Consider the following 12,659-nt stretch of genomic DNA (forward strand, 5'->3'; position numbering starts at 1 on the left):
ATAGTCACAGTCGTTGGTATGGCTTATTCATACACGGCGGCTGAGATTTCACATTTCTTTATTTTATTTACGTTACAAGGCTTTTTTACTATGACCACACCACTTGCAGATGCGATGTCCCAACTTGCCATTTACGATTCATTGACTGGCAGCAAGCGTCAGTTTGTACCACTCAAAGCAGGGCAGGTTGGTATGTATGTGTGCGGCATGACCGTTTATGACTATTGTCACATTGGTCATGCGCGAGTGATGGTCGGTTTTGATATGGCCGTTCGTTGGTTGGTGCGCTTGGGTTATGACGTGAATTACGTACGTAATATCACTGATATCGATGATAAAATCATTGCCCGTGCTGCTGAAAACGGTGAAGAGATTGGTACATTGACGCAGCGTTTTATTGAAGCGATGCATGAAGACGCGACAGCGCTTGGTTGTGAGATGCCAAATGCTGAGCCACGTGCGACTGATCATATCGATGATATGCAGGATATGATTGAGACGCTAGTCACTGGCAACTATGCGTATGCAGGCGACAACGGTGACGTCTACTATGCTGTTGATAGCTTTGATGGTTATGGTAAATTATCTAAGCGTAATCTGGACGATATGCAGGCAGGTTCGCGAGTCGAAGTTGAAAATGATAAACGCAATCCATTTGACTTTGTACTATGGAAAGCGGCAAAACCTGACGAGCCGCAGTGGGCATCACCATGGGGTCAAGGGCGTCCAGGCTGGCATATTGAATGTTCAGCGATGTCGACTAAGTGCTTGGGTAGCACCTTTGATATTCATGGCGGTGGTCATGACTTACAGTTCCCGCATCATGAAAACGAAATCGCGCAGTCTGAGGCAGCGACTGGTTGTGAGTATGCACGCAACTGGATGCATGTTGGTTTTATCAATGTCGATGGCGAAAAAATGTCTAAATCATTGGGTAACTTTTTTACCATTCGCGATGTAATGGCAAAGTACTTACCTGAGACGGTGCGTTTTTTCTTATTATCGAGCCATTATCGCAGCCAAGTTAACTTCTCTGATAGCGCATTGGATGAAGCACATAATAGCCTAAGCAGATTATACAATGCACTAAAATTGGCTGAGCAGCAAAAAGGACAATCAATCGTAATCAATGAAGACTTAGTGGCTGAAGCTTATAATAGCGCGGTTGGACAAGACTTCATCAAGGCGATGAATGATGACTTCAATAGCTCGACGGCTATCAGTGTCTTATTTGGATTGGCTCGCGATATCAATAAAACCATTAAAACGGAAGACGTCGATACCGCATGGCAATTAGCCCAGCAACTAAAAGCATTGGCACAAGTATTAAATATTTTACAGCAGCCAGTGCAGCAGTTTTTGCAAGCAGTGATTGGTGATCAGGCAGAAGATGGTCTAACGGATGCGGTTATTGATAATTTAATTATCGAACGTGCAGAGTCTAAAGCCAACAAAAACTTTGCCCGTGCTGATGAGATACGTGAGCAACTAAAAGAGGCGGGCATTGAGCTCGAAGATAGCCGTGCTGGCACCACATGGCGCCGCGCTTAAAATAATTTTTGCCGTTTATAGGATAAATAGCTACAAATCTCGTAATAAATTAAGTCAGCTTTAGGCTGGCTTTTTTTTGCTTACTGAATTAGGTTAAAGCAGCACCGATATATTTTTTTATACTTTCCTTTTGTAGACTGATGGCTTTGAAAACATGAATACTCTTAAAGACAATCCTATGGACCATCATTGTGCCGTTTTGAGCTCAGATGATAATCATCAAGCAGATGTAGAGAAACATCGTTTTAAAAGCCATGTGCTGCAAGTATTGTTGGGCTTTTTTATCATTGCTATAAGTGTCATCTATACACCTGTTTACGCAGCAAATAGTGAAAATGAACAGAGTGCGAGCGAGCCGGAAAAACAAACGCCTAGTAAGCCTGATAGTTTTACTGAATATGCCGCTCAGCAAGTCAATGCGCTTAAAGATGAAAGTGTCAGTATTTCTGGTATTACTGAAGAGATCTTTGATCCTACTGAGCGTAACGCAGTGGAGCAGGCAGGCAGGCTACAAGGCGATACGGCACTGACCGGAGAATATAGTGAGAGCTACTATATTCTCGATAAACTAAATGCAGGGTTGCCGCCGTTATCTGAGCCACCTAATTTAGAAACACCGCTTGCAGCCTTAGAGTTTTTTCAATCAGCGTTAATGAAGCAGCAGTATGATTTGGCCGCTTACGCGCTAAACATGAATTTGATTGATGAAAAAAACCAACGGAGCCGTGCGCTTGATCTCACAAAGCGATTGGATTTCTTATTGTCCGAAAAAGAGCTCTATGTATTCGACGATATGCCAGATCGTCCCGATGGCTTAATTGAACCACCGCTTGGTAATAATAGCAGTGTCATGGGTATTGCCAGACGTTCTATTCAGCTTGGCTATGTTGATTATCGCGAGCGCCGTGTTCCTATCTATTTGCAGCGAGTGCGGGTAGGAGATGAAGCCCCTGTCTGGGTGTTTTCGGCGCAGACAGTAGGTAATATTGATAATCTCTATGAGCAGTATCATCCAGCCGAGTTTGAGCGTTATTTGCCCACTTGGTTAAAGCTAAAGTTTTTTGGAATTGCGCTATGGGAGTTTTCAGCGCTGATATTGTTCTTTTTATTAACCATGGGGATGGGTTGGCTACTGAGTAAAGGTACTGCAAAAATCATCAATCATTATATCGATGAAGAAAAATACAGCGTGTATGTTGGCAGTACCAACGGCGTCGCAGATTTGGTTAGCAAGCTGACAGTACCATTAACCTTTGCCATCAGTTTTTCACTGGTTTTTACCTTGGTTTCTGGTGGTTTTCCTTATTTAGATGCAGTCGCCTCATCTACTCGTCCATTGATTTGGATTGGACTGGTATTTAGTACTATGTGGTTAGGTATTCGTATCATTAACTTTTTTGCCAATCGCTATCAAGACATGCAGATTGAGAATCTGGCTGCAGAGCATTTTGATAAAGAACGTCGCCGCCGTACTTATGTATCGATATTTCGTCGTGTCTTTATTTTCGTTATGATTTTGGGAAGTTTCTGGATAGGTCTTAGTGAATTTGCCAATATGGAAGGCTTTGGCAAGACGTTACTGACTTCAGCGGGTATTGCAGGTGTGGTTATCGGTATTGCGGCACAGCCGATATTGGGGAATATCATCGCTGGTGTACAGGTAGCAGTGACGCAGCCAGTGCGAATCGGCGATAGTGTGATAATGGATGGTAATTTTAGTACGGTCGAAGACCTGCGTTACACGTATGCCGTGTTAAAAACATGGGATGAGCGTCGCTTGATCGTGCCAATGCGTGAGCTAATCACTGAACGAGTGGAAAACTGGTCGCATACAGAAGTTCATCAGACCTGTCCTGTGTTTTTGTATATCGATTATGGCGCAGATATCGACGCTATCCGAGAGGCATTTATATCGATGGTCAAGGACAATAAACTTTGGGATAATAAAACAGAACCTGAAATGTATGTGGTTGATGTGACCGAAAATACCATTCAACTGCGCGGCGCTGTTTCATCAGTAGGACCTATAGAGGCATGGACGCTAGCCTGTGAAATACGAGAGCAAATGCTTGGTTATTTGCATGCGCAGCAGAACAAGTATCTACCTACAGAGCGTTTTACGTTAACAAAGGGCGAATAGGATTCAGGAGTAATAATGGGCTTTGTGAGTTCAATTAGCTTTGAAAGCGAGCTATTAATGGTTTAAGACATGGCTGCTATCGATAAAGACTTACTTGTGTAAAATAATCTGACAAATATAGTGTGTCAGTGAGGCGCTTATTTGTTATAATGTGGCGTTATTTTTATAGGATAACTGAGTGGTTAGCCATGAGTCAGCACTGTATATGCAGCTGTAATGATTGATACGCTTAACCCTGAGCTCCTACCCATCAAAATAACCACCACTAGGGGTCTGTATGTTGCGAATTGTCGATGAAGCCTTAACCTTTGATGACGTTTTATTATTACCAGCCTATTCTGAAGTTCTGCCAAAAACTGCTGATCTGTCTACTCGTTTGACCAAAAACATCACACTTAATCTTCCGCTAATCTCTGCGGCGATGGATACTGTGACTGAGTCTGAAATGGCTATCACTATGGCACAGCTTGGTGGCATGGGTATTTTGCATAAGAGCATGGACATCGAGAAGCAGGCTACACAAGTACGCCGTGTCAAAAAATTTGAAGCGGGTACCGTTGTTGATCCTATCACTGTCCATCCAGAGATGACAATCGGTGAATTGCTGCGTTTGACTCAAGATAATAATATCTCAGGTGTGCCAGTAGTCGAAAGAGGCACAGATAACGTTGTGGGTATTGTTACTCATAGAGATTGGCGTTTTGAGACCAATTTGTCATTGCCAGTTAGTCAGATTATGACACCTAAAGAGCAGCTAGTAACTGTGCATGAAGGTGAAAGCAACGAGAATATCAAAAGATTGCTACATGAGCACCGCATCGAAAAAGTCATCGTCATTGATGATAATTTCCGCCTGCGTGGTTTGATTACTGTTAATGACTTTGCCAAAGCTGAAAACAATCCAAATGCGTGTAAAGACGAACAAGGTCGCCTACGTGTTGGCGCAGCTGTTGGTACTGGTGCCGACACGCAAGCACGCGTTGAAGCATTAATCGCTGCTGATGTCGACGTTATCGTTGTTGATACGGCGCACGGTCACTCAAAAGGCGTGATCGATAAAGTGTCTTGGATCAAGAAAAACTACCCGCATGTGCAAGTAATCGGTGGCAACATCGCAACAGGTGAAGCTGCAATCGCTTTACGTGACGCAGGTGCTGATGCAGTAAAAGTAGGTATCGGCCCTGGTTCTATCTGTACCACGCGTATCATCGCAGGTATCGGTGTACCGCAAATCTCAGCGATTGATAACGTTGCTAGTGCTTTAAAAGACAGCATTCCATTGATTGCTGACGGTGGTATCCGCTACTCAGGTGACATGGCAAAAGCAATCGCTGCTGGTGCATCATGCATCATGGTTGGTTCACTCATGGCTGGTACCGAAGAAGCACCAGGTGAAGTTGAGCTGTTCCAAGGTCGCTATTATAAAGCGTATCGCGGTATGGGTAGTTTAGGTGCAATGTCAGGATCAAACGGTTCTTCAGACCGCTACTTCCAAGATGCAAAAGATGGCGTAGAGAAGCTAGTACCAGAAGGTATCGAAGGCCGTGTTCCTTATAAAGGACCAGTTGCGGGTATTGTTAATCAGTTGGTTGGTGGCTTACGTTCATCAATGGGTTATACGGGTTCTGCCACGATTGAAGATATGCGTACCAATCCGCAGTTTATCAAAGTAACCTCAGCGGGTATGAAAGAGTCGCATGTGCATGATGTGCAAATCACTAAAGAAGCACCGAACTATCGAGTAAACTAGATCGTTCCGTGAAATACTTCTCTTTTGTAGATTTAAAATGTATTGATGTTAGCTGAGACGTAAGGCTGCAGCGAGCTTAAGATACAAACAGCCAACAATGCTCTGTTATTGTTGGCTGTTTTTTTTGTAAAATACAGAAACAGATTATTACAACAATAGCATTGCCTGCGTATACGTTTGGCCTTTTATTTTTTTGACTTGAGGAACACATAATGAGCTATTTTGGCACTGATGGAATTCGCGGAAAATTTGGTGAATTACCAATTACACCAGACTTTATTTTAAAACTAGGCTACGTCACTGGGCTTGTCCTCATAGAAAAAAATGAAAATCCTACGCGTAAGCCAAGTGTGGTGATTGGTAAAGATACGCGTCTGTCAGGCTATGTGATAGAGGGAGCATTACAAGCAGGTTTTAATGCGGCTGGTGTTGATGTTTATATGCTTGGTCCATTGCCAACCCCAGCGATTGCGCATTTGACCCGTAGTTTCAATGCAGATGCTGGCGTGGTTATCTCAGCCTCGCACAACCCCTATTATGATAATGGAATCAAGTTTTTCTCAGGTGACGGCAAAAAGATAAGTGATGAGATGCAGACTGCAATTAATGATAAATTGACAGCAATTATGAACGACGTTGGTAGTGATGTTGCTATGATGCCTATTCTTGATCCTGCAAATTTAGGTAAGAACAACCGAATTGATGATGCTAAAGGTCGCTATATTGAATTTTGCAAAGGCAGTTTTCCTTATCAATATGACCTCAGTCATCTGACGGTAGTAGTGGATTGTGCCAATGGTGCAGGCTATAGCGTAGCACCTAGAGTAATGCGCGAGTTGGGGGCCAACGTGATTGCCATCAATAATACGCCAGACGGCATCAATATCAATGCTGAGTGTGGTTCTACCCATCCTGAAAGCTTACAAAAAGCTGTGCTTGAGCATGACGCAGATGTCGGTATTGCGCTTGATGGTGATGGCGATCGTATCGTAATGGTTGATGAGACGGGTAAGCTAGTCGACGGCGATGGTATCTTATACGTACTTGCTACCCAAGGTAAAACCAAAGCTGAAGGTGTTGTCGGCACGCTCATGAGCAACATGGGGCTAGAGCTGGCGCTAAAAGATGCAGACATTAAATTTACTCGCGCAAAGGTGGGTGACCGTTACGTGATGCAGGACTTAGAAGCTAATGGCTGGATATTGGGCGGTGAGCCATCTGGTCATATTCTCTGCTTAGACAAAAGTCGCACAGGGGACGCTATCATTGCTGGTTTGCAAGTACTGGCAGTGATGCAAGCCAGAGAGCGTGCGCTAAGTGAGCTTGTTGAAGGTTTTGAAGTGTTGCCGCAAAAGTTAGTCAATGTACGCTTATCTCAAATGCAAGACCCATTCAAACATGAGGAGTTGGTTGCTGCTTTTGATAAAGCACAGGCAACGCTAGAGGGTCGTGGTCGTCTGTTGATACGTCAGTCAGGCACAGAGCCTATGATTCGTGTGATGGTTGAGTCAGATGATGAAATAGAATGCGATGTAATGGCTAATGACTTAGCTGATCTTATAAAGTCGGTACTAGGCTAATAGTATTTAGTGCAATAACTCGTATTTAAGATAATGACTGATATCTAAACGACTGGTATTCGAGACAACAACATTATAGTTTTCAAATAAGGAACTGCCATGAGCATGGACTTTACCGACCAACGCCTCTCATACGAGAAAGGTGAGCTTGACCAACAGTCAGTACCAACGTCACCATTCCAGCTCTTTAAAGCTTGGATGAACGAGGCGTTAGCGCAAAAGGTGCAAGAGCCTTATGCAATGAGTTTGGCGACATGTGGCGCAGACAATAAGCCTAGCGTCCGTATTGTGTTACTACGCGAGATTACTGAGACAGGTATCGTTTTCTATACCAATTATGACAGCGCAAAAGGACAGGATGTTGTAGAAAATCCTAATGCTGAGGTACTGTTTTTTTGGCATGAGCTGGAGCGTCAAGTCCGTATTAGCGGTAGTATCGCTAAAATTGCTGCTGATAAATCGGCTGCCTACTTCCAAAAGCGTCCGCACGATAGCCAAGTAGGAGCTTGGGTCAGTCAACCGCAAAGTGGTGAAGTGGCCAATCGTGAAGTCATGGAGCAAACGTTTGAACAGCTTCAAGCAGAGCACCCTGACAATACTACTGTACCAACGCCAGAGTTTTGGGGTGGGTATGAGATTACGGTTGAAAGTATTGAGTTTTGGCAAGGTCGCGCCAATCGGATGCATGACCGAATTGTGTATACGCAGAGTAGCGGCGATGACAGTGAAGGCAATACAAGCTGGACGACCAAACGTTTATTACCATAGTTGTTATAGCCTCAAGCTATAGATTATACAAAACTAAAAAAGCCACTCTAAATCCAAGTTCTTTGGTGTCTAGAGTGGCTTTTTTACGTTGACTATTTACCTTGTTTGGCATTATTTTTTATTCAACCTTTCATTTAATATTGGTATCGACATCCACTGAGACTGACATGCCAGGACGTAAGCGTGCAAGTTCAGGCTGGTTTTGGTCTAGGTCTATGCGTACAGGAATACGTTGAGCAATTTTTATGTAGTTACCTGTCGCAGGGTTGGCAGCAGCAGCACTAAACTCGCTACCAGTCGCTGGCGAGATATTACTCACGTGACCCGTAAATTTGGCACCGCCAAGCGCATCCACATGAATAGTAGCTGGTTCGCCGATCGCCATACTAGCTATTTGGGTTTCCTTAAAGTTTGCAATAATCCAAATGCCTTTTGGCACGATATACATGAGCTGGGTGCCCGCGCTAACGTACTGGCCTTCTTTGACACTGACTTGGCTCAGCTGACCGGACTCAGGTGCTGTGATGATCGTATTATCGAGATTAATTTGTGCTTGCTTCACACCTGCCTCAGCACTTTTGATATTTGCGTCCAGCGAGGGTTGGGTGCCACTGGTTTTGGCGCGGTTTTGTTGAGCGGCTTGTAAATTGGCTTCAGCCTGTTGCACACTTGCCTGTGCTTGAGCCAACTGCGCCTTGATATGAGCAACTTCTGCTTTTGATACCGCACCAATAGCATCTAAACCTTGATAACGGTTTACATCTTCACGCGCGCTCTCGACATTGATTTTGGCACTATACAAATCAGCTCTACGTGCTTCAATTTGCGCTTGGCTGGTTTGTGTATCCTGGTCATTGGTAGAACGGTTAGTAAGGGCTACCTCGGTATTTGCTTGGGCTTGGTCGAGCTGCTGCTGAAAGGTTCGATCATCTATCTTTATGAGTAAGTCGCCAGCTTTTACGTTGGCGAAGTCTTGCACGGCTACCTTGGTGACATAGCCAGAAACTTGCGGGCTAATAATAGTCGTCTGACCTTTGACAAAAGCATTATTGGTTTGCTGTACCGTTGGGGTAAATGGTGGGAGCTTCCACGCATACAAAATCAATGTCACGCCAATGACAATCAATAAAATTAATAAGCCTAAGTTTAGATAGGATTTTTTCTTAGGCGACCAACCAGTAGTATCGGGTATTGGCTCTTTTGGTGGCATCGGTGGTTCATTGCTGTCTGAACTGCTTTCTATATCACCTTCTGCTGTCTTAGTTGCTGATGGCGAAGAAGTTGCAGCAGACTCTTCTTTGCTTATATCGGACGCTAGAGGTGTGTCTGTTGCTGGAGCATCAGTTGACGTCTGAGGTATTTTATTAAGCTCATTTGGTTTTTCTTGGCTCATGACATGCTCCTAAATTTTTAATAAATATTAAAATGGACTGGCTATAAATGAATGGGGTGAGACATGATTAATAGAATAAGCTGAGTTATTTTGACTCACGCATTTTTGCAATAACGGCAAGCTCTTTAGCAAGTGGATTGCGCTTGTGGTAACGATTATAAAAATAGTTGATCAATAAAATGGCTGTAACGAAAGTAGCAAAACTGGCCATCAAAAAGAACAAATCGCTATAAGCGGAGACAGTTGCTTGGCGTTGAATCCCTTGCAACACTTGGCTCATCGCGGCCACATTCGCTTGCGCTGCGTCCGTCGTTTGGTTTGACAATACACTACGAGTACTGGCAATTTGAGCGCTGAACGTAGGATCGCCCAAATTCAATGAGCTGACCATATCTGCATAATGCATTTGTGTACGAATGGTCGTAAATGCCTGAATGGCTGCCGCACCTGCCAGTCCGCCAACTGTTTGGGAGATGCCAAAAATCACTGAAAAACTAATAATATACGCAGGGCCACTGCCAATAGCCCGCAAAAACCCTTCAAAAACCAAAGGCCCCATGAAATAGACTGCAGCAAAGGCAATCAAAAACTGGCTAAGATAAAACATATAGGGCGCTGAATTAATAGACACACCAACATCCATCCAAGAACCTAAGGCAATCAATGCCACGGCAAAAATAACAGGTCGGCGCAAATCCATCGCATTGGTACTAAAAATACTAATAATCAAAGCCAGTGCACTGGCGGCTATAATAACAGCATAAAAAGTAACCAGCTGATCGTTACCGTAGCCGAGGTTAGCGAGCAATCCTGCCGCTCCGACGTTTTGCTCAGATAGCAAAATCCGCATGACAGCGCCCGTCACCATGAATGCAATAATATTGCGACTACGCATCCAGCGCACTTGGAGCATTGGATTTTTGCGATGCGTCTCAATCCATAACGCGATGCCAATCCCGACGATAGCAATCATCAGTGGATAGACGAGCCAAGGTGTCGTCCACCATAAAATTCGACCTTGTACCAAAACGACAGCCAATGCAGCCAGACCACTTGCGAAAAAACCAAAGCTTACAAAATCCAATTTCTCAAATACTTTTTCTGTATTCCCTGGTGGTAGCTCTAATATATTAATCAGCCCAAAACAAATCAGCGCCAGACCAAATTGAAATAAAAATAAGTTTTCAAGCTGACCGTCGATGGCGAGGTAGGGCGAGATGACACGTGATAATGGAATACCAAACTGTACCAAACCAAAACCCAATATGAGACCACTAGTACGTTTGACGGTTGGCATTCCCTGAAGACAATAAAACAAGCCCAATACGGTCATACCACTTGCCACCATACCACTAAGTCCCCTAGCGACAATCTCTAAATAATAGGGCTCAATGCTAATATTAGGTGTGTCTAACAAGTGACTGCTGATCAGCCACTGTAGACTGGTGGCGGCTAACAAAAATGACAGGGTGATTTTGCTAAACAGTGACATACCAAATTGTTGGCGAATTTTGTACAGCAGAACGGTGATACAGGCATTGGTCATATTATAGCTAACAGATATCCAGCCACCTTCAGCTGGCGTTAAGCCCAGTTGACCCTGAATTTGAGTAAGATTTGCGACGAGCAGACCGTTTTGGAAACTGGCAGTGAGACCAACGAAAATTCCGATCAGTAAGTAAAATAATTTGCGGCGTGCAGGATGATCAGGATTGGCAGGAGAGCCCACCATTATCGGTTGTTCGTGGGGCTTAAACTGATATTCATTACTCATGGACGTACCATAATCTGTATAAGGAAATAGAATGGCATAGAACAGATTCCAGACGCAAAATCAGGTCAGTACGATGAATGTTCATAGCTTAAAAACAGCGGAGTTACTGATATAAATGCTGGTCAAACTGGAAAGATAACCCAAGAAATGCAGGGCATATTTTATCATAATCTTTATAGCGCTTTTGTCATTAGAGCGTAACTCATTGGCGCTATTGAATAAAGATATAGCAGTATTTCGTGCAATATGACGAACATTAAAACAAGCGATGCAACAAGTAAAAAATGCTATACGCATAAAAAACAGCTCTATACAGAGCTGTTTGTGTGTATCGGAAAATTGGTCTGTCAGTTATGATGCAATGCTAAACGGATTGGTCGTACTTAGCCTCTAGCTGCATAGCGCGCTGATAGCTATCGAGACTGGCAAGCGCTTCAGCATACTGCCTGATATTCGAGTAAGCGTCGAGTTTTTGACGCTTAGCGAGAATGATTAAGTCAAATGACAACATAAAGTCAGCACCACTTAGCTTATCACCCACAATGAACGACTTACCTTTAACCGAAGCATCCAGATATTCAAACAATCTGGTTTTTTCTGTATCGATATAGCCACTCAAAAACTCATTGTCATCAATGCCTGCTTTTTTGGTAAATAGCTCAAGCATTAATGGCAGCATCAGCGAGCTTTCTGCAAAGTCAATCCACTGCAGATAATATCCATAGTCCGAGCTGTCTGTAGCAGGGCGCAGACGCTCTGGCGCAAATCGTTCAATCAATAACTCTGTAATCGCACCGGACTCAGCGTAAGTCTGTCCATCCATCTCGATAACCGGAGATTTACCGAGTGGGTGAACTGCCTTCAGGGAATCTGGTGCCAAATGAGTTTTGGCATCGCGCTGATGACTGACCACTTCATAAGGCACGCCTAGCTCTTCTAAGAGCCAAAGCGTACGCAACGAACGTGACTGATTAAGGTGATGTAAGCGAATCATGATATTAACCTTTGAGCTTGTTGATCAAACGCTTAGCCGCTTCTTCTGATGAGGCTGGGTTTTGACCTGTGATCAATAAACCATCTTCGACCACAAACTCTTCCCAATCAGCGGCTTTTTTATAGTTACCACCGTTGGCTTTCAAGACATCTTCTACTAAGAAAGGCACCACGTCTGTTAGGCCAGCCGCTTCTTCTTCTGAGTTGGTAAAGCCAGTAACGGTTTTACCTTTTACTAAGTATTCGCCATCAACTTTGACGCTTTTAAGCGCGCCAGGTGCATGACAAACAAAGGCAACAGGCTTGTCTTGCTTGACAAAAGTCTCGATCAGATTGATAGAGTTTTTATCTACTGCCAAATCCCACAATGGGCCATGACCACCAGGATAAAATACTGAATCGAAATCTTCAGCGTTCATATCAGCAAGTTTTTTGGTGTTAGCCAAATGTTCTTGAGCGTCTTTGTCTTCTTTAAAACGAGTGGTATCTTTGGTTTGCGTGTCTTCTGTGTCACTACTAGGATCTAGTGGTGGTTGACCGCCAGCTGGAGAAGCTAGAGTTACATTTACGCCAGCGTCAAGAAATGCGTAGTAAGGAGCAGCAAATTCTTCTAGCCAAAATCCTGTCTTTTTACCAGTATCGCCTAAACGGTCATGAGACGTTAGTACCATTAAAATGTTCATAATTATCCTTGTTTATTATTTATGTGT

At 43.7% G+C, this 12,659-nt stretch carries 9 protein-coding genes; 5 read left to right on the plus strand and 4 right to left on the minus strand.

The window, feature by feature from the left end:
* Positions 1–90 precede the first annotated feature (90 nt).
* The 5 genes from cysS to pdxH all read left to right on the plus strand — a co-directional run bounded on the left by cysS (position 91) and on the right by pdxH (position 7,789).
* A complete protein-coding gene (gene cysS / locus CXF62_RS11755) occupies positions 91–1,551 on the plus strand; it encodes a cysteine--tRNA ligase (RefSeq protein WP_102094504.1) in 1,461 nt (486 codons plus the stop codon).
* 154 nt (positions 1,552–1,705) lie between these two features.
* Entirely contained in the window at positions 1,706–3,691 is a 1,986-nt protein-coding gene (locus CXF62_RS11760; protein ID WP_228153230.1) for a mechanosensitive ion channel family protein, read from the plus strand.
* 277 nt (positions 3,692–3,968) lie between these two features.
* Positions 3,969–5,441, plus strand: coding sequence for an IMP dehydrogenase (gene guaB / locus CXF62_RS11765; RefSeq protein WP_102094506.1), 1,473 nt, complete (start codon positions 3,969–3,971; stop codon positions 5,439–5,441).
* Positions 5,442–5,653: 212 nt separating this feature from the next.
* On the plus strand, positions 5,654–7,021 hold the full coding sequence (glmM, locus tag CXF62_RS11770; protein ID WP_102094507.1) for a phosphoglucosamine mutase: 1,368 nt from the start codon (positions 5,654–5,656) through the stop codon (positions 7,019–7,021).
* Positions 7,022–7,126: 105 nt separating this feature from the next.
* Positions 7,127–7,789 carry a pyridoxamine 5'-phosphate oxidase gene (gene pdxH / locus CXF62_RS11775; RefSeq protein WP_185156654.1) on the plus strand — a complete coding sequence of 221 codons (663 nt, stop codon included), beginning with the start codon at positions 7,127–7,129 and terminating at the stop codon, positions 7,787–7,789.
* 130 nt (positions 7,790–7,919) lie between these two features.
* On the opposite strand, the gene CXF62_RS11780 is transcribed toward pdxH, so the two are convergent.
* The 4 genes from CXF62_RS11780 to CXF62_RS11795 form a co-directional block, all read right to left on the minus strand.
* Positions 7,920–9,182 carry an HlyD family secretion protein gene (locus CXF62_RS11780; protein ID WP_102094509.1) on the minus strand — a complete coding sequence of 421 codons (1,263 nt, stop codon included), beginning with the start codon at positions 9,180–9,182 and terminating at the stop codon, positions 7,920–7,922.
* Positions 9,183–9,267: 85 nt separating this feature from the next.
* Positions 9,268–10,956 carry an efflux MFS transporter permease gene (locus CXF62_RS11785; protein WP_102094510.1) on the minus strand — a complete coding sequence of 563 codons (1,689 nt, stop codon included), beginning with the start codon at positions 10,954–10,956 and terminating at the stop codon, positions 9,268–9,270.
* A gap of 364 nt (positions 10,957–11,320) precedes the next feature.
* On the minus strand, positions 11,321–11,950 hold the full coding sequence (locus CXF62_RS11790) for a glutathione S-transferase family protein (RefSeq protein ID WP_102077995.1): 630 nt from the start codon (positions 11,948–11,950) through the stop codon (positions 11,321–11,323).
* Positions 11,951–11,954: 4 nt separating this feature from the next.
* Positions 11,955–12,632 carry a type 1 glutamine amidotransferase domain-containing protein gene (locus CXF62_RS11795; protein ID WP_102094511.1) on the minus strand — a complete coding sequence of 226 codons (678 nt, stop codon included), beginning with the start codon at positions 12,630–12,632 and terminating at the stop codon, positions 11,955–11,957.
* Positions 12,633–12,659 lie beyond the last annotated feature (27 nt).

The organism is Psychrobacter sp. MES7-P7E (assembly GCF_002863645.1).
In the GTDB taxonomy this organism is placed as follows: domain Bacteria; phylum Pseudomonadota; class Gammaproteobacteria; order Pseudomonadales; family Moraxellaceae; genus Psychrobacter.

Coding starts and splice junctions, on each gene's coding strand:
- cysS (WP_102094504.1), top strand. CDS start 91: ATGACCACACCACTTGCAGATGCGATGTCCCAACTTGCCATTTACGAT.
- CXF62_RS11760 (WP_228153230.1), top strand. CDS start 1,706: ATGAATACTCTTAAAGACAATCCTATGGACCATCATTGTGCCGTTTTG.
- guaB (WP_102094506.1), top strand. CDS start 3,969: ATGTTGCGAATTGTCGATGAAGCCTTAACCTTTGATGACGTTTTATTA.
- glmM (WP_102094507.1), top strand. CDS start 5,654: ATGAGCTATTTTGGCACTGATGGAATTCGCGGAAAATTTGGTGAATTA.
- pdxH (WP_185156654.1), top strand. CDS start 7,127: ATGGACTTTACCGACCAACGCCTCTCATACGAGAAAGGTGAGCTTGAC.
- CXF62_RS11780 (WP_102094509.1), bottom strand. CDS start 9,182: ATGAGCCAAGAAAAACCAAATGAGCTTAATAAAATACCTCAGACGTCA.
- CXF62_RS11785 (WP_102094510.1), bottom strand. CDS start 10,956: ATGAGTAATGAATATCAGTTTAAGCCCCACGAACAACCGATAATGGTG.
- CXF62_RS11790 (WP_102077995.1), bottom strand. CDS start 11,950: ATGATTCGCTTACATCACCTTAATCAGTCACGTTCGTTGCGTACGCTT.
- CXF62_RS11795 (WP_102094511.1), bottom strand. CDS start 12,632: ATGAACATTTTAATGGTACTAACGTCTCATGACCGTTTAGGCGATACT.